The organism is Actinomyces dentalis DSM 19115 (genome assembly GCF_000429225.1).
GTDB classification, from domain to species: domain Bacteria; phylum Actinomycetota; class Actinomycetes; order Actinomycetales; family Actinomycetaceae; genus Actinomyces; species Actinomyces dentalis.
Map to the genome: position 1 here is coordinate 1 of NZ_AUBL01000026.1, position 18,468 is coordinate 18,468.

At 74.6% G+C, this 18,468-nt stretch carries 8 protein-coding genes; 7 read left to right on the plus strand and 1 reads right to left on the minus strand.

Annotated features, from left to right (window positions below; translation table 11 throughout):
- The 3 genes from G446_RS16450 to G446_RS20930 all read left to right on the plus strand — a co-directional run.
- Positions 1-436: tetratricopeptide repeat protein (locus G446_RS16450; protein WP_034469536.1), on the plus strand; the 436-nt coding region annotated here is incomplete at its 5' end.
- A 515-nt stretch (positions 437-951) separates the two neighbouring features.
- The gene (locus tag G446_RS0106925) at positions 952-2,553 is read left to right on the plus strand and encodes a TROVE domain-containing protein (RefSeq protein ID WP_026409617.1); all 1,602 of its coding nucleotides are present in this window, start codon (positions 952-954) and stop codon (positions 2,551-2,553) included.
- On the plus strand, positions 2,543-2,950 hold the full coding sequence (locus tag G446_RS20930; RefSeq protein WP_245574619.1) for a hypothetical protein: 408 nt from the start codon (positions 2,543-2,545) through the stop codon (positions 2,948-2,950). The genes G446_RS0106925 and G446_RS20930 overlap by 11 nt, the downstream gene beginning before the upstream one ends.
- Before the next feature lie 356 nt (positions 2,951-3,306).
- Here the strand turns inward: G446_RS20930 and G446_RS0106935 are convergent, their stop codons facing one another.
- On the minus strand, positions 3,307-3,561 hold the full coding sequence (locus G446_RS0106935; protein WP_026409619.1) for an ABC-three component system middle component 6: 255 nt from the start codon (positions 3,559-3,561) through the stop codon (positions 3,307-3,309).
- Between the two features lie 1,401 nt (positions 3,562-4,962).
- Here G446_RS0106935 and G446_RS20935 point away from each other — a divergent pair.
- The 4 genes from G446_RS20935 to G446_RS0106955 all read left to right on the plus strand — a co-directional run bounded on the left by G446_RS20935 (position 4,963) and on the right by G446_RS0106955 (position 18,351).
- Positions 4,963-10,356, plus strand: a complete 5,394-nt coding sequence (locus tag G446_RS20935) for a DUF3320 domain-containing protein (RefSeq protein WP_245574620.1) — start codon at positions 4,963-4,965, stop codon at positions 10,354-10,356.
- Positions 10,357-10,607: 251 nt separating this feature from the next.
- Positions 10,608-15,641: a DUF4011 domain-containing protein gene (locus tag G446_RS16460; protein ID WP_245574621.1), complete on the plus strand. Its 5,034-nt coding sequence runs from the start codon at positions 10,608-10,610 to the stop codon at positions 15,639-15,641.
- Positions 15,642-15,680: 39 nt separating this feature from the next.
- Positions 15,681-16,304, plus strand: a complete 624-nt coding sequence (locus tag G446_RS0106950) for an SMI1/KNR4 family protein (protein ID WP_026409620.1) — start codon at positions 15,681-15,683, stop codon at positions 16,302-16,304.
- Positions 16,305-16,497: 193 nt separating this feature from the next.
- Positions 16,498-18,351, plus strand: coding sequence for a hypothetical protein (locus G446_RS0106955; RefSeq protein WP_026409621.1), 1,854 nt, complete (start codon positions 16,498-16,500; stop codon positions 18,349-18,351).
- The last annotated feature ends 117 nt before the right edge of the window (positions 18,352-18,468 follow it).

Sequence of the window (18,468 nt, forward strand, 5' to 3'; positions counted from 1 at the left end):
CGGCCTGTTCGAGCGGAACCTGGCCGACCGCGAGCGCGTCCTGGGACCCGACCACCCCGACACCCTCACCTCGCGGGGCGGCCTCGCCGTCACCTACGAGTCCGCGGGCAGGCTCGATGAGGCCGGCGGCCTGCTCGAGCGGACCCTGGCCGAGGCCCTGCGCGTGCTGGGGCCCGACCACCCCGACACCCTCACCTTCCGCAACAACCTCGCCCACGTCTACCGGTCCGCGGGCAGACTCGACCAGGCCATCGACCTGTATGAGCAGAACCTGACCGAGGCCCTGCGCATCCTGGGCCCCGACCACCCCCACACCAGAATCTTCAGGGACAACCTCGCAGCCGCCTATCGCGCCGTCGGACGCGATGAGGACGCCGAGGCCCTGCTCGACCCGCCGCCCGATCCCGACGACACGGACGCCGAAGCCCCGGCCTGATCGGCCAGGACCAGGGTCTCGGCGAAGCCGGTGGCGGCGATGCCGCTGAACTCTGACTATGAGCAGTGATATTCCGCCGAAGAGCGGGTCAGATCGCTCTGCTTGGGTCCTGGCTCGCCGGACTGGTGCTGTGACCGGCGACACGCCACTCATTCCTCCCGGGCGCCTTGCGCCGCGGGTATGTAGGGGTCTACACTCCTGGGTGTCGGCGCGAGCCGACCTGCGCGGATGCCGCGAACGGGCCGGAGGCTCTTCGGTTACCCTGATTTTGGTTCAGAAACCCTCCTTCACCGGAGGTCCGGAGGCCATCACACGCCCGCTCCGGCATCCGCGCAGACATCTCGGCAGGCGCTCGCTCGGCACTCGCGCGCGGCGCCGTCGGCGACGCCGAAGCCGGTCGGCCATCGTTGCGGGCGGCACGACCGATCCCCCGCCGGACGGCGGGGCTCACCGGCCCCATTCGTGCGCGCCCGCCGACCATCAGTCGTAGGCAGAAGACACCCGAAGGGAGAGGCATGGACATCTTGCGCAGCATCGGCACCCGGGAGACGCCGCAGCACCGGCGGGCCAGTGCCGGCCAGGTGCCCAACTCCGCCGGCGGCTACGTCTTCGCCCTCGACGACGCCGCGCGCCTGCGCCGCTTCCTCATCCTGGGCGCGGACGGCGGCACCTACTACACGAACGCGCAGACGCTGGCCATTGACAACGCCAAGGTCCTGGAGCGGATGGCCGCCGCCGACCCGCGCACCCTGGTGGACACGATCGTCGAGGTCTCGACCAGCGGCGCGGCGCCCAAGCAAAACCCCGCCCTGTTCGCCCTGGCCCACGCCGCCTCGGTGCCGCAGACCCGCGAAGCCGCCCTGGAGGCGCTGCCGAAGGTCGCCCGCACCGGATCGCACCTGCTGACCTTCGCCGAGTACGTCGAGCAGTTCCGCGGCTGGGGGCGGGGCCTGCGCCGCGCCGTCGGCTCCTGGTACACCGCCCGCCCGGTCGATCGGCTCGCCTACCAGGCGGTCAAGTACCGCCAGCGCGGGGGCTGGACGCACCGCGACCTGCTGCGCCTGGCGCACCCGCGCACTGACGAGCGGGCCGTGCGCGCCACCTTCGACTGGATCGCCCACGGCACGGTCGGCGAGGCCGTCCCCTCCCTCATCGAGGGCTTCATCAAGGCCCAGGAGGCCGACGGCGCCCGCGCCTGGTCGCGGCTCGTGCGCGACTACCGCCTGACCTGGGAGATGCTGCCCGACGCCGCCCTGAGCGAGCCAGCCGTGTGGGAGGCCCTGCTCGACGTCGGAGTGCCCATGACCGCGCTCATGCGCCAGCTGCCGCGCCTGACCCGCCTGGGCCTGCTGCCCGCCATGGGCGGGCGCACCGACGAGGTCTGCGCGCAGTTGACCGACTCGGGCCGCCTGCGGGCCGCGCGCGTCCACCCCGTCAACGTGCTGGTCGCCCAGCGCACCTACGCCTCGGGCGCCTCCTACCGCGGCACCGCGACCTGGGAGCCGACGGCGCGGGTCGCCGACGCCCTGGACGCGGCCTTCTACGCGGCCTTCGGCGCCGTCGAGCCCGCGGGCAAGCGCCTCATGCTGGCCGTGGACGTCTCCGGGTCCATGAGGTTCCCGGCCTCGGGCATGGCGATCACCGCCCGCGAGGCGTCGGCGGCCCTGACCCTGGTGCAGCTGGCCACCGAGCCGGGCGCGGCGGCCTACGCCTTCTCCTCGTCCGTCGGTCGGGGTCGGGGCCGGGGCTTCGACGGCCTGGTGCCCCTGGGCATCTCGCCGCGCCGTCGCCTCGACGACGCCCTGGCCGTGGTGGACGCCACGCCCTTCGGCGGTACGGACTGCGCCCTGCCTATGCTCTACGCCGCCGAGCAGGGCCTGGAGGTCGACGCCTTCGTGATCTACACCGACAACGAGACCTGGGCCGGCAAGATCCACCCGCATCAGGCGCTGCGCCGCTACCGGGAGCGCAGCGGCATCGACGCCCGGCTCATCGTGGTGGCCATGACGTCGACGGGCTTCTCCATCGCCGACCCGGACGATGCGGGCATGCTCGACGTCGTCGGCTTCGACGCCGCGGTGCCCGGCCTCATCACGGGGTTCGCGCGTGGCCTCTGACCCGCTGCGCCGGGTGCGCATGAGGGGGGCGGGCGCCCGGGGAAGTGGCGCCCACCCCCCTCATGCCGCTCGCGCGGCCGGCGGGGGCGACGGGGCTGATCCCGCCAGTGCCGCCGGTCCGGCCCGACATGTCCGCGCCTCGGGCTCGTCCGACCCCTCTCATGCGCACCCGGACCGGACCGCGGGCTCGTCCGACCCACTGGCGGCGCGCGCCGCCGAGCTGCATGCCAAGGCCCTGGCGGCCGACGCCGAGGCCGCGCGCTACCGGGCCGAGCGCGACGAGATCATCGACAGGCTCCGACGGGCCGAGCCGGAGCGCTGGTCCTACACCGCGCTGGCCCGGGCCCTGGGCTGCAGCCGCGAACTCATCGCCCAGATCGTGCGCCGACGCCGGTGAGCGGCAGCCGGGAGCCAGCAGCCGGTGGGGGCCTGCCTGGCGGGGAGGGAAGCCGGGCCGGTAACCGGACCGGGCAACCGTGGACCCGCGCGCCCACCGGGCGGGGGACTGCCGCCCAGATTGCCGTAACCTCCATCGGCGTGGGCCCGCGCGCCCACCGGGCGGGGCGCCCCGCAAAGGGCGGCCGGGCGCCGCAATGTCATTGGCCCGCGCCCGCCGGGCGGGAGAGCCGGGAGCAATGACGCCGAGTCCGGCCGTCAGACGAATGCGGCGCAGCCGCCGTCCAGCTCCAGCGCTGCTCTGAATGCGTGATTATCGAGATCGGGGCGCCGCGATCTCTTGTCGAGGCTTCTGCCTCACGCAGGAGCATGGCAGCGCTCCAGTTCTTGATCATCATTCCACCTGACGACCTGGAGGGTGAACAGCATGGACAGGGCCAGCGCGAACCAGTCGAAGGTGACCCTCGCGTGACAGCCCGTGCGCCGGGTGTGTTGACGGAACCGTTCCCACAGGTCCGAGACCGTCGCCGGCGCCTCGAGCAGCGAGATGAGGGTGGCGCCCACGCTCAGCAGGGCCTGGTCGGGGTCAATTTCCTCGGTCGGCAGCAGCATGAGTCTCGTCTCCTGGGGCGCTGGCGGGTGTGCTTCGAATATATCTGAGTTCGGCGACCGGCATGCCGAGTTCCCTGGCTGGGATTCTCATCCGCGCCGGGTCCCTCCGTCGCGCCGGCCCCGGGGGAGTCGATTCGGTGATGTCACCTCAGTTCACGTTGAGCCTTTCTCACCAGGAAGGTCCCCGGACTGGCCAGGAGCGTCATAATGGCGCGGGTGGGGCGCCGCGCGGGCGGGCCTCTGTTGTACGCGGCCTGACTCGCCCGGGGTGGTGCTGGTGGGACTCCTGTGGCGGTCCGGGTCGGGGGCGTGTCCAAATCTGTTGCAAAGGCGCCCCGGACCGGGATCGGCCGCGATAAGAACTGCGGAATATCAACGATTCTTCTTCAGCGTCCTGGCGCGATCGGGGCCTTTGCAACAGATTTGGACAAACTGCGCCGCCATGGACTCCGGGATGGGCGGCACGGGTCGCGACGACGGCCCCTGGACGCCACCCCCTGACGTCGAGACGTGCACTTCGCACTCGAACATGCAGTTCCAACCGTCATTCTCGAGTGCAAAGTGCACGTCTCGACGAGGAAGGGGTCAGTCGAGGTCGTTGCGGACCGCGGCGCAGGTCCCGCTCCGGAACATCTCCGGCGACCCGGTGAGAAAGGCTCAATGAGAGACGCGCCCCGCCTCTCCCCCTCTGCTACGCTTTTTTCTCTTCACTACGCCTCTGCACCCTCTGCTGTACGGGAAAAAGGAGCGTAGCGGAGGGTGAAAGGGCGTAGCGGAGGAAAAGAGGCGTAGCAGACGGTTCGGCGCACCCACGGGGCGGGGACCGGTGCCGGATCTGTGACGCCTCCCGGGTCGGTGCGGTCGCCTACGAGCCGGCGCGGACCCGGACCCGGCTTGCGTAATGCGAGCTCAGCGCAACAGAATCCGCCCCACCTCGCGCCGTGCGAGCCCAGCGCGACGGAATCCACCTGCGCTCGATTCTCGCGAGCCCACCTGGCGCGATGCGAGCTGAGGTGACATCACCAATTCGACTCCCCCGGGGGTCGGCGCGACGGCGAAGGATCCAGCGCGGGTGAAGGACCCAGGGATGCGGTCGGCGGCGGAGGCGGGGCTCAGACGGACGGCGGGCCAGATCCTGGCCCGCTGGCGCCTCCGCCCCCCCGGCCTCCGGCCCGCCGGCGCCGTCCGGGCCCGGCAAGCCTACTCGCCCGATCGGCCCCGGGCCCCGGCCCGCCCGGGACGCGGATGGCGCATTCTGGCAACGCCGTCGCGTGGAGGCTGTACCCTGGTTGTCGGCCGCGTCCGCCCCACTACGGCCGCCCTCCGACGTCGCGCCGGCCCCCCACCGGCGCCCCCGAGGAGCGGGGCACCCGCATCCCGCATCCCTCACTCGATGGCCTCATGAAGCTCGACAACCGCAATCTCGCCCTGAAAGGGCTCCTCGAAATCCTGCCGCCCCGGCTGGAGCGCTACACCCGCTCCGTCCTGGGCGAGCGCACCTCCCCCGAGGAGCTGCGCCGCCTCCTGACCGCCGACGGCACGGCGCCGGAGGTCCCCGACCCCGACCTGGCCGACCTGTCCACCCAGATCCGCATCCTGACCGCCCGCGACGTCGACGGGCGCCTCCCGCCCCCGCCCCAGGGCCTGACGGCCGCGCTCGAGGAGGTGCAGCTCTTCCGCGACGAGGCGGTCCGCGCCGACTCCCTGTCCGCCGACCGGGTCCTGGCCGCCCTCGACGCCGTCGGCGAGACCCTCCGGATCATCGGCGCCGAGTCCGGCCACGCCGAGCTGCGCGGGCTCATCCGCGCCGTCGACGGCGGCCGGGGCCCCCGCCGCGACCCGCTGGACGCCGTCCGCGTCAAGGTCGGCGGCGAGCTCGAGCGCATCGGCGTCGTCAGCTACGCCCACGCCGTCGCGGGCGTCCGGCCCGCCGTGTCCATCCGCCTGTCCCGGGACCGGGCCTCCTCCGACCCGCGCCCCATCGAGGTGGTCCTGACCATTATCGAGGACGACGGCATGCACGAGATCACCGAGCCCTGGCGCCTGACCTGGCGGGCCTCCGCCCCGGAGCTGAACGAGACCCGCGCCCTCGTCCTGGACCGCGCCGCCCTGCTCCAGGTGGCCCGGCCCGGCTCCACCTACGTGCGCATCGAGCTGCGCGGCGACGACGGTGCGACGACGGTGCGCCGGTTCCCGGGCCCCACCGTGCTGCCCCCGCGCCAGTGGCGGCTCGCCGGGGGCGAGCGCTGGGCCGGCGCCGCTCTGGCCACCTTCGTCCAGCCCGGCCAGGACGCCGTCGAGGCCCTCGTCTCCGAGGCCCTCGGGCTCGTGGGCGAGGGCGCGGGCCGGGTCGGGGACTCGGGCGCGGGCGAGAACGCGGACCGGGACGCGGGCGGGGACGCCGCCTGGCTGGACGCCCTCGTCGCGGCGGCGTGCGCCGCCCTGCGACGGCGCCGCCCGCAGATCGAGGCCGTCGGCAGCGCCTGGGACCGCGGACCGCACTCGGTGCGCACCGGCGCCGAGCTCCTCAGCGCGCGCACCGGCACCACCCTCGACGTCGTCGTGCTCCTGGCCGGCGCCCTGGAGCGCCTGGGCGTGCCCGCCGTCCTCCTGCTCACCCCCAAGACCGCCCTCCTGGGCTACTGGCGCGACGAGGAGGACGCCGAGCGGATCCCGGCCTCGCCGCAGGAGGCCGCCGAGCTCGCCCGCGACGGGACCCTGGGACTGGTCTACCCCGAGCTCGCGCTGCGCAGGTCGGCCGCGGCCCTCCACGAGCTGACCGGCCGGGTGCGCGCCCTGGCCCTGAAGGATCTGTCCGACCTCGTCCTGGCGGTGCCGATCCGCACCGCCAGGGGCCGGGGCGCGTCCCCCCAGCCCCTGCTGGAGCTCGACGAGGACGGCGACGTCGTCGAGCTGCCCGCCCCCGACGCCGACGTCTGCCGCCCGATCACCGCGGCCCCGCCCCCCGACGCCCGGTGGCCGGCCGCCGGGGCGCCCGACGCCCCGACGCACCCGACCATCGAGGAGTGGAAGCGGAGCCTGCTCGACCTGTCCCTGCGCAACCCGCTCATCGACTGCACCCCGCGCAACGCCGTCGAGCTGCTCGTCCCGTCCACGCTCATCGGCCGGTTCGAGGACATCATCAACTCCCGCGAGCTGGTGACCCTGGTCTCGCGCGGCGCCGGCCCCCGCACGCCCGGCGGCTCCAAGTCCCGCACCGCGATGCTGACCGAGGAGCGGATCGTCGGCGTCGACCTCGCCGCCCGGGACTACCAGCGGCGCCTGCCGGCCCTGGCCGCCTCCGCCCGCACGACCCTGGAGGAGACGGGGGCCAACAACCTCTACCTGGCCGTGGGCTCCCTGGTCTGGCGCACCGACGGGCGGCGCCTGCACTCCCCGCTCATCCTCATCCCCGTCACGCTGGTGCGGGAGGGGGACGGGGACGCCTACGTGGTCGGGCTGGACGAGGCCGGCGCCTCCACGCCCAACCGCTCCCTGCTGGCCCGCTACGAGGCGGACACCGGCGTCGACCTGGTCGAGCTGCGCAAGCCCGTGCGCGACGAGCACGGCATTGACATCGAGGCCACGCTCAGGCGCGTGCGCGCCAGACTGAGGACCCACAAGCGGGACGACGACGTCAAGGCGAGCGTCCACCTGGGCCTGTTCCGCTTCTCCACCTACCGCATGTGGCGGGACCTGGAGGACGACTGGCGCACCATCGTCGAGAACCCGCTGGTCGCCCACCTCCTGGGCGATCCGAGCGCCCCCTTCGCCGACCCGGCGGGCGTGGCGCCGTCCGCCCCGGTCGCCATCGACGAGGTCGTCGAGAACCTGCCCTTGAAGGCCGACGCCGCCCAGGCGCGGGTGGTGGCCGACGCGGTGGAGGGCCGCAGCCTGGTGGTGGAGGGCCCCCCGGGGACGGGCAAGTCGCAGACGGTGGCCAACCTCATCTTCCGGGCCCTGGCCAGCGGGCGCACGGTCATGTTCGTGGCGGAGAAGGCCTCGGCGCTCGACGTCGTGGCCCGGCGCCTGCGCGAGGAGGCGGGCATCGGGGACCTGCTGCTCAACCTCCACGACAACGGCATGAAGCCCCCCGAGGTCCGCAGGGCGCTGCGCCGCGCGCTCGAGCTGCGCGCGCCGGGCTCCGACGCCGCCGAGGCGGCCGAGCTGCGCGCCCGCCTGGCCGGACTGCGCGGACGCCTGGCCGGACTGCGCGGGCACTTGGGGGCCTACCGGGAGGGCCTGCACGCGCCGGGGGCCGAGGGCCCGTCCTACTACGAGGCCCGCCAGGCGCTCGTCGGGGCCCGCGAGGGCGACCCGGCCGAGCTGGAGCGGGCGCGCGAGGTCTTCGAGGCCCGGGCCCGCGACACCGGGCTGAACGCCTTCGACCCGTCCCGTCACGCCGAGCTGCTGCACGACTACCGCGACGCCCTGGAGCGCCTGCGCACGGCGCTGACCGACGAGCTGCTCGACGTCGTCCTCGCCCGCCGCGATCACGTCCTGGACGGGGCCGGGCCGCGCGCCGACAGACTGCGCCACGAGCTCGACCGCCGCAGGGGCAGCGACATCCGCGGGATCATGGACGCCTACGGGGACCTGGTGACCGCCATCACCCCCTGCGTCCTGGTCTCGCCCGACTCGGTGGCCCGCTTCTTCCCGGCCCACCGCCGCTACGTCGACATCGTCGTGTTCGACGAGGCCTCCCAGATCACGGTGCCCGACGCCGTGGGGGCCATGGGGCGGGGCCGCTCCACCGTCGTCGTCGGCGACATCCGGCAGATGCCGCCGGCCGTCCCGTCCGGCGCCGGCGGGGACCTGGAGGGCGCGCGCGGCGGTGAGCAGGACTCGATCCTGGACCGGTGCCTGGACGCCGACGTGACCCGCCACCGCCTGACCTGGCACTACCGCAGCCGGGTGGAGTCCCTCATCGCCTTCTCCAACAGGCACTACTACGACGGCGCCCTGCTGTCCTTCCCGGGCCCCGTCGCGCTGACCGGGCCCGACGACGGCCCGGGCGGCCACGGCATCTCGCTGCGGCGCGTGAACGGCGGCAGGTACTACGGGTCGAGAGCGCGAGTCAGGTACCCGGGGATCCAGGCCAACACCAACCCGGTCGAGGCCCGTCAGGTCGTCGACGAGGTGCTGCGGCGCTTCGAGGCCTCGCCGGATTCGGTGCCCTCCATCGGCGTGGTCACCTTCAACGCCCGCCAGCGCGACCTCATCGAGGCCGAGCTGAGGAGGAAGGGGCCGGCTCGCGTGATCGCGGCCCTGGGGGCGCGCGACGGCCTGTTCGTGAGGAACCTGGAGAACGTCCAGGGCGAGGAGCGCGACACGATCCTGTTCTCCCTCACCTTCTCCGTCAACGAGCGCGGCGATATGCCGCTGAGCTTCGGGTCCCTGGGCCACGCCGGCGGCCATCGCCGGTTCAATGTGGCCATCACGCGGGCGCGGCGCCAGATCGTGGTGTTCTCCAGCTTCGACCCGGAGGACCTGCACGCCGAGCGCTCGTCCCACCGGGGGCTGAAGGACCTGCGCGCCTACCTGGAGCAGGCGCGCGCCCGGCGGGTGCCCCGGGCGCTGCCGGCCTCCCGCAGCCCCGTGGACCTGCACCGCAACGAGATCGCCGAGGCCCTGCGCGACGCCGGGCTGGAGGTCAGGGTCGGCGTGGGCCGCTCCGCCTTCGAGATCGACCTCGTGCTCACCGTCCCGGGGCGGGCTGACCGCGCCGTCGCCGTCCTCCTGGACGGGCCCGGGTGGAACCGGCGCCGCAGCGTGATGGACCGGGACCTGCTGCCGGCCGACGTCCTGGCCGACATGGGCTGGCGGTGCGTGGAGCGGGTGTGGATGCCCGAGTGGGCGGCCGCCCCCGACGCCGTCGTCGCCCGGCTGGTGGCGGCCGCTGGCGGGGAGCCCGCGCGGCGCCCCCGCCCCGAGCCGTCCGCCGCGGCCGCGCCGCCCGTCCCGGCCGGGGCGGCGGACGGAGCGATGGCCGAGGAGGCGACCCGGGCCGCCGCGCCCGCGGCGGCGGCCGAAGCCCCCGGGGCGGCGGCTGAGACGCCCGCGGCGGCGGCGATCGGGGCGACCCGGGCGCCCGACGTCGATACCGCCGCCGATGCCGGTCCCGGCCCCGCGTCCGCCATCCGGCCCGCCCCGCGCTCCGACCCGACCGCGGAACGGGACGCGCCGGACGGTTCTGACGCGCCGGACGGCCCTGCCGCGCCGGACGGTTCTGACGCGCCGGACGGTTCTGACGCGCCGGACGGCCCGGTCGACTACCGCTCGTGGTCCCCCGAGGGCGTGCACCCGCGCGACATCCTCGACCGCGCCGAGACCGACCCCGGGGCCAGGGCCGAGGTGATCGAGATGGCCCGGGCCATCTGCGACGTCGAGGCCCCGCTGACCCGCCACCGGCTCATCGTCAAGATCTGCCGCGCCTTCGGCCTGTCGCGCACCGCCGCCTCGCGGGAGGAGCGGATCCGCAAGGTCCTGGGGGGATCCTTCGCCTACATCGACGAGCACGACTTCGTGTGGCGCACCTACGACGCCTCGCTGCTGCCGGTGTCCTACCGGCGCGGCGCCCTGGACCACGTGGACTCCATCGAGGAGATCCACCCGCGCGAGCTGGTCGCGCTCATGACCGAGGTCCGCGCGAACCATCCCGAGTGCTCCTCCACGGAGCTGTGCACCAAGGCGCTGGCGCGCCTGAGCGCGCGCAGGCGCAGGCTGAGCGCCCGCGGCGTCCTGACGGCGCTCACCGCCGCCCTGAGGGAGGTCGAGGCCGGGGACGAGGCGTGACGGGCCCGGGCCGGGGCCCGAATCGAAGACCGATCCGGGACCCGGCCCGGCCCGGGTCGAAGGTCGGATCGGGGGCGCACGTGACCGGGGCCTCCGTGGATCTGTGAGCCGCCTCCGCGACTTCGGGGGAGATCGGGTTGTAATCTTCGGGCATCGGTCCGCTGCGCCCAGCCGCGGCCGTCCTCAGGACCGCGTCCGCCCCGGTCTAGGCTTGAGGTAAGTGCCGCCCCCGACCCCCATTTAGTGCCACTATGAAGCTTGACAACCGCGACCTCGTCCTGCGAGGTCTCCTCGGCATCCTGCCCGCTCAGCTGGAGCGCTATCTGCGTTCCGCTCTCGGCGATCACTGCACCCCTGAGACCCTGCGCGCACTCCTGGAGGGCAATGAGCCCGCCCCGGAGGTCCCCGACCTGGCCGACCTGTCCACCCAGATCCGCATCCTGGCCTCCCACGGCGCCGGCGAGGGCGGCCTCCTCGACCTGCCCGAGGGACTGCAGGCCGCGCTGCTGCAGGTGCGCCGCTTCCGCGACGACGCGCTCGCCGGCCGGCCCTTCGACGCGCGCCGCACGCGGGCGGCCCTGCAGGCCGTCGGCGAGATCCTGAACCTGATCCAGGCCCAGGAGGGTCAGGAGGAGCTGGCCGAGCTCGCCGGCTCCGTCGACGGCGGCCGCGCCCCCGCCTCCGATCCCTTCGACGCCGTCGGCGTCGAGGTCAGGTACGTCCCCGTGTTCGGCTACGCCCACGCCGTCACCGGGGCCAGGCCCACCGCCTCCATGCGCCTGACCCTGGCCGCCGGGGTCGCCGAGCCCGGGCTGGGCACCGTCGACGTGACCCTCACCGTCGTCGAGGACGGCGGCGGGCGCGAGGTCGTCGAGCCCTGGAACCTCAGCTGGGACACCTCGCGCGCCGAGATGAGCGTCAGCCGCAAGCTGACCCTCAACCGCACCAGCCTCGCGCAGGTGGCCCAGTCCGGCTCCGCCCACGTGCGCGTCGAGCTGCGCGCCGCCGACGGCCGCACCACGGTGCGCCGGTTCCTGGGGCTGACCGTGCTCTCCCCGCGGCAGTGGAAGTTCGTGGGCGGCGAGCGCTGGGCCGGCGCCGCCCTGGCCACCTTCGTCCAGCCCGAGCAGCCCGCCGTCGAGGCCCTGGCCGCGGAGGCGCTGGGACTGTCCGGCTCCGCCGACGCCCAGGAGGGCGCCCCCGGCGCCGAGCGGGCCGACGCCCTCGTGGGCGCGGCCGCCTCGGCGCTGCGCCGGCGCGCGCTGCGCGTCAACCCCACGGAGGGGGCGTGGCGGGCCGTGCCCCACCTGGTGCGCACCGCCGAGGACCTCCTGGAGGCGGGCGAGGGCACCACCCTCGAGGTCGCCGTGCTCCTGGCCGGCGTGCTGGAGCGCCTGGGCGTGCCCGCCACCCTCATGCTCACCCCCGACACGGCCCTCATCGCCTACGGCCGCGACGGCTCCGACGTCCACCCCACCTCCCCGCAGGAGGCCGTCGACCTCATCGGGGGCGGCCGGATGGGCCTGATCGACCCGGCCCGGGCGGCGCGCAGCGACGTCGTGCACCTGCACGAGCTCGACGACGCCGAGCGCGGCCGGGCCCTGGAGGCGGTGCGCGGCGTCGTCCTCATCGTCCCCCTGGGCACCGCCCGCACCGCGGGCGTGAGCCCGCAGCCCGAGCTGAGCCGCGACGAGGACGGGCTCGTCGTCGAGCTCGACGCCGGACCGGCCGGCCCCCTCGAGGCGCCGCCGGCCCCGCTCGTGACGGACGCCCCGCGGGACCGGGCCGAGTCCGGCGGGGACTCCGGGGCGCCCGGGCGCGTGGAGGCCTGGAAGCGGAGCCTGCTCGACCTGTCCCTGCGCAACCCGCTCATCGACCGCGCCTGCGCCCACGCCGTGGAGATGGAGGTGGCCCCCGAGCTGGTCCCCGGCTTCGAGGACATGGTCAGCTCCGGCGACGTCATCACCCTCCTGCCCGCCGGCGACGCCGCCCCCGAGGAGCGGGCCGCCCTGCTGGACGAGCAGCGGCGGGTCCGCCTGACCGTGGACGAGGCGGAGTTCGTGCGGCACCTGCAGTCGATGACCGTCACGGCCCGCACCGTTATCGAGGAGACGGGGGCGAACAACCTCTACCTGGCCGTGGGCACCCTGACGTGGAGCTCCGACGGGCGGCGCCTGCACTCCCCGCTCATCCTCATCCCCGTCACGCTCGACCGCGGCGGCGACATCTTCGCGATCGCCGTGGACAAGGACGGGGCCCCCACCCCGAACTTCTCCCTGCTGGCCCGCTACGAGGCGGACACCGGCGTCGACCTGGTCGAGCTGCGCGAGCCCGTGCGCGACGAGCACGGCGTGGACGTCGAGGCCACCCTGGCCGCCCTGCGCGCCCGGATCGGGTCCAGCGGCCGGGACGACGCCGTCGAGGCGAGCGTCCACCTGGGCCTGTTCCGCTTCTCCACCTACCGCATGTGGCGGGACCTGGAGGACGACTGGCGCACCATCGCCGACAACCCCCTGGTCGCCCACCTCCTGGACGAGTCGGGAGCCCCCTTCGCCGACCCGGCCGGCCCCCTCGACGCCGACTCCGACGTCGACGCCATCGCCCAGAACCTGCCGCTGATGGCCGACGCCGCCCAGGCGCGGGTGGTGGCCGACGCGGTGGAGGGCCGCAGCCTGGTGGTGGAGGGCCCCCCGGGGACGGGCAAGTCGCAGACGGTGGCCAACCTGGTGTTCCGGGCGCTGGCCACGGGGCGCACGGTCATGTTCGTGGCGGAGAAGGCCTCGGCGCTCGACGTCGTGGCCCGGCGCCTGCGCGAGGAGGCGGGCATCGGGGACCTGCTGCTCAACCTCCACGACAACGGCATGAACCCACCCGAGGTCCGCAAGGCCCTCAGCCGGGCGCTGGCGCTGCGCGTTCCGGACTTCGACGCCGCCGAGGCGGCCGGGCTGCGCGCCCGCCTGGGCGAGCTGCGCGGGCACCTGGAGCGCTACCGCGAGGGGCTGCACAACCAGGACGGCGAAACCCCCTCCTACTACCGGGCCCGCCAGGCGCTCGTCGGGGCCCGCGAGGGCGACCCGGCCGAGCTGGAGCGGGCGCGCGAGGTCTTCGAGGCCCGGGCCCGCGACACCGGGCTGGCCTCCTTCGACGTCGCCTGGTACAACGACCTGCTGCGCGACTACCGCAACGCCCTGGGGCGCCTGCGCACGGCGCTGACCGGCGAGCTGCTCGGCGTCGTCGTCGCCCGCCGCGACCACGTCCTGGACGAGGCCGGGGAGCGCGCCGAGGAGCTGCGCGAGGCCATCAGCCGCCGCAAGGGGAACCTGAGCATCCGGGACCTCATGGGGACCTACGGGGACCTGGTGACCGCCATCACCCCCTGCATCCTGGTCTCGCCCGACTCGGTGGCCCGCTTCCTGCCCGTCAGGAGCCGCTACGTCGACATCGTCGTGTTCGACGAGGCCTCCCAGATCACGGTGCCCGACGCCGTGGGGCCCATGGGCCGGGGGCAGACCGTGGTCGTCGTCGGCGACCCCCAGCAGATGCCCCCCGTGCCCAGGACCGGGGGCGGGGAGCCGGCGGTCACGGCCGCCCAGGAGCGCGACTCGATCCTGGACCGGTGCCTGGACGCCGGGGTCGCCCGGCGCGGCCTGACCTGGCACTACCGCAGCCGGGTGGAGTCCCTCATCGCCTTCGCCAACAAGCACTACTACGACGGCGCCCTGCTGTCCTTCCCCAGCCCCATCGCGCTCGCCGCCGGGCCCGACGACGGCCCGGGCGGCCACGGCATCTCGCTGCGGCGCGTGGACGGCAGGTACTACGGGGCGGACCTGCGCGAGGAGCACCCGGAGGTCGTGCCCAACACCAACCCGGTCGAGGCCGACGCGGTCGTCGCCGAGGTGCTGCGGCGCTTCGAGGCCTCGCCGCAGGCGCTGCCCTCCATCGGCGTGGTCGCCTTCAACACCCGCCAGCGCGACCTCATCGAGGACCTCCTGCGCCAGACGGGCTCGGATCGGGTCCTGGAGGCGCTGGAGACCCGCGACGGCCTGTTCGTGCGGGACCTGGAGAACGTCCAGGGCGAGGAGCGCGACACCATCCTGTTCTCGGTGACCTTCTCCGCCAACGAGCGCGGCGACCTGCCGCTGAACTTCGGGTCCCTGAGCGAGGAGGGCGGGGAGCGCTGGCTCAATGTGGCCATCACCCGGGCGCGGCGCCAGATCGTGGTGTTCTCCAGCTTCGACCCGGAGGACCTGCACGCCGAGCGCTCGGCGCACCGGGGGCTGCGGGACCTGCGCGCCTACCTGGAGCAGGCCCGCGACCGCCGCTCGCCCCGGGCGCTGCCGGCCTCCCGCAGCGCCACCGACCTGCACCGCAACGAGATCGCCGAGGCCCTGCGCGACGCCGGGCTGGAGGTCAGGGTCGGCGTGGGCCACTCCGCCTTCGAGATCGACCTCGTGCTCGCCGCCCAGGGGGATCCGGAGCGCCCCGAGGCCCCCGCCGTCGCCGTCCTCCTGGACGGGCCCGGGTGGAACCGGCGCGGCGGCGTGACCGAGCGCGACCTCATGCCGGCCGACGTCCTGGCCACCATGGGCTGGCGGTGCGTGGAGCGGGTGTGGATGCCCGAGTGGGTGGCCGACCCCGGCGCCGTCGTCGCCCGGCTCGTCGACGCCGTCCGCGCCCAGCCGCCCTCGCCGGGGGCCGCCGCCGGCGGGCCCGGCGCGGCGGCGGGGACGGGCCCCGACGGCGCGCTGACCAGGCCCGGCGACTACCGCGAGTGGCAGCCGGAGGGGGAGCTGGACGCGGGACTGCTCGACCGCGCCGAGTCCGACCCCGGGGCCAGGGCCCGGCTCATCGAGATCGCCCGGGCCATCTGCGACGTCGAGTCCCCGCTGACCCGCCACCGGCTCGTGACCACCATGAGCCGCGCCCTGGGCGACGGCGACGACCCGTCGCGCGAGGAGCGGATCCGCCGGATCCTGGGCGACGACTTCGCCTACATCGACGAGCGCGACTTCGTGTGGCGCACGCGCGACGCGGCCCTGGTGCCCGCCTCCTACCGGCGCGGCGCCCTGGACCACGTGGGCTCCATCGAGGAGATCCACCCGCGCGAGCTGACCGCGCTCATGGCCGAGGTCCGCGCCACCAGCCCCGAGTGGTCCTCCGTCGAGGAGCTGTGCACCGAGGCGCTGGCGCGCCTGAGCACCTCCAAGCGCCCGCTGAGCACGCCCGGCGTCCTGCCGGCGCTCACCGCCGCCCTGGAGGAGGCCGAGCGCCGCCGCAGGCGGTGAGCGGCCCGGTCCCCGGCCGCGGGGCGTTATCCTGAGGTGATGAGCCTGGATGACGACCTGCGGCGGGTGAAGGAGAAGATGGCGGCCCTCCCGTCGCACCGCGACTCGGAGGGCCGCCCCCCGTCCGACCCCGTCGCGTGGCGGCCACCGGCGCCGGAGGCGGCGGTGGCGGCCTGGGAGGCCGGGCACGGGGTCGCCCTGCCCGCGGACTACCGCGCCTTCATCACCCGGGTGGCGGGCTCGGGCGACTGGCCGCACCACGGGCTGATCGGGCTCGGCGCGGCGGACCGGGACAAGACCGACGCACCCGACCCCGCCGCCCCCTTCCCCTTCAGCCCGGCCGGCCCGCTGACCCCCGCGGACGAGACGGCCTACCGGGGGGCCCTCGGGCGCGGCGAGCCCGACCGCGGCTGGATACCCCTGTGCACGGAGGGCTGCGGCATGGACACGATCCTGGTGGTCACCGCCGTCGACCCCGGGACGGCCGGAACCGTGTGGTACTTCGACGTGGCCCACGACTGCGGCGTCCTGCCCATGGTCCACCCCTCCACCGGCGCGCCCCTGCGCTTCCTGGAGTGGTTCGAGCTGTGCCTGGACGCGCGGGCCTCCGGCGAGGAGCCCTGCGGCAGCGACCTGGTGCCCTCCGAGTTCCTCCCGTGGTGACGCGCTCGGAGGGGAGCCGGCACCATTCCACCGTCTCCCGGCTCACCGCCCCTGACGAGGATGAACCGATTGCGCGGCGCGAAGACGGCGGTATACGCACCTCGCCCGGTCGGCGCGCCCCTGCCCGCGGCGGGCCGCACCGCATGAGCCGCAGCGGGGCCCTCCCCGTGCGAGACCGAGGAGATGAGTGACGATGCTCGCTTACCGAAGCGCCTTCAGCGCCGACGGGCCCGTCGACCAGGTGGCGCCCGCCGTGCGCGACGTCATGGTCGACTGGGCGGAGAAGAAGCACCGCAAGAAACTCGGCCCCGACGGCCTGGGGGCGCTCGCCCCCGGGGTGCGGCTGCAGCCCCACCCCGGGCTCGAGCTCCTCATGACCGACACCCGCGAGGAGCTGGAGGACCGCGTCTTCGGCTTCGTCGTCGTCGAGCGCCACGGCACGAACTCCTGGGCCAGCCAGGTCATGGTCGCCGGCGGCCCCCGCCTGGGGGACCGCAGCCTCATCGTCGTCGAGACCGACTCCCCGCCCTCCCCCAAGGACCCGCTGCGCCCCAAGACCGCCAGCGTGCCGAGGTTCGTGCGCACCATGCTGGAGCGCTTCGAGTGCGACGACGCCGGCATCCGCCTGAGCAACAGCCCGCAGGTCCTCGGCGCCGAGGACGTCCCCGGGCTCCTGGAGGAACTGGGGGCGGACGACCACCACGGGCTCGTGCTGGTGGCGGGGACCCCCGAGGGCCGCCCCCTGCCGGCGTGGACGAAATTCATAGGCAATCTCACCAAGGGGACGGTCGGCCAGGCGGCCACCTACATCCTCGACGAGGCGGCGACGTCGGCCTTCAACGGCGGCGTCTGCCCGCAGCACGCCGTGCCCGGCGGGGCCCTGCGCTCCTTCGCCCCGGGGGCCCTCTTCGAGGAGCCCGACGACGGCGCCCGCCACCGCCTCCTGGCCGCCCAGACCCTCGCCGACGACAAGCTCCGCAAGAAGGCCGGGCAGGTCCTCGAACGGCGCATCCGGGCCTTCACCAACGACCGCGAACTGGAACGGCGCACCCGGCGCTACCTGTGGATACTGGGCCAGCACTTCGACGAGATCGTCTTCCGCACGCCCCGGCAGCGCGAGATCGGGCCGGCCGCCGCCGCGGACGGGGCCTCCCCGGAGACGGCGCCCGCCGAGCTGCACGCGCGGGTGGAGGAGCTGACCGCCCGCCTCGCCGACCGCAATGAGGACCTGGACGACGCGAGGAAGGAGCTGGCCGAGGCCCGGGACAAGATCAGGCTCCTCGAGCAGCGCGACGCCAAGCGCGAGCAGGACGACGACGCCCTGCGCGAGGAACTGCGGCTGCGCACCGACGAGCGCGACGAGCTCAACGTCGACTACGCCGTCGCCCTGGACGACAAGGACCGCGCCCTGGGCAGGGCGGAGAAGGCCGAACGGGAGGTGCAGCGCCTGCGCACCGTGCTCTCGCGCATCGGCCACGCCGAGGAGGCGTGGGACACCCCCGAGGAGGACGAGCCCGACCTCGCCCAGCCCTCGGACTGGCTGGAGCTGGCGACCTGGGCCGGCAACGGGGAGCTCGCCCGGGCCCTGCCCCGGGTCGACTTCACCTGCGACTGGGACCGGGCCCTGGACCTGGACGACCAGAACAACCTGACCTGGATCGCCACGACCTGGGACATCCTGCGGGCCCTCAACGACTACGGGCGCGCCCGGGCGGACGAGAGCGTGACGGTGCGCAACCTCCACGAGTACCTCAGCGCGCCGCCGGAGGGCTTCCGCACGGTGCCGCGCGGGCGCTACAAGCCCACCGAGTCGGAGACGGTCGAGAACCGGCAGCGCTACCGCAAGGAGAGGACCTTCCCGGTGCCCGAGCAGGTCCCCGGCCGCGACGACAACGGGCGCCTGTACATGGACCGGCACTTCGTCATCGCCACCGCGGGCATAGTCTCTCCCCGCCTCTACTTCCACGACGCCACCGACGTCCCCGACTACGGCAAGGTGGTCGTGGGCTACATCGGCCGCCACCTCACCAACGGCCAGACCAACTGAAGCCGCCGCCCGGGGCCGCGCCCGCCCCGGACCCAGGGCGCCGGCACTCCGCCGCGCCCGCCCGGGGCCGCGCTCCCCATCACATCTCATGGGCGCCGGGTCCGCGGTCGTATAGCC

Bases quoted from the DNA above. Each gene is read 5' to 3' on its own strand.
- G446_RS0106950 (WP_026409620.1), top strand. From the start codon at position 15,681: ATGAGCCTGGATGACGACCTGCGGCGGGTGAAGGAGAAGATGGCGGCC.
- G446_RS0106925 (WP_026409617.1), top strand. From the start codon at position 952: ATGGACATCTTGCGCAGCATCGGCACCCGGGAGACGCCGCAGCACCGG.
- G446_RS0106935 (WP_026409619.1), bottom strand. From the start codon at position 3,561: ATGCTGCTGCCGACCGAGGAAATTGACCCCGACCAGGCCCTGCTGAGC.
- G446_RS0106955 (WP_026409621.1), top strand. From the start codon at position 16,498: ATGCTCGCTTACCGAAGCGCCTTCAGCGCCGACGGGCCCGTCGACCAG.
- G446_RS20935 (WP_245574620.1), top strand. From the start codon at position 4,963: ATGAAGCTCGACAACCGCAATCTCGCCCTGAAAGGGCTCCTCGAAATC.
- G446_RS16460 (WP_245574621.1), top strand. From the start codon at position 10,608: ATGAAGCTTGACAACCGCGACCTCGTCCTGCGAGGTCTCCTCGGCATC.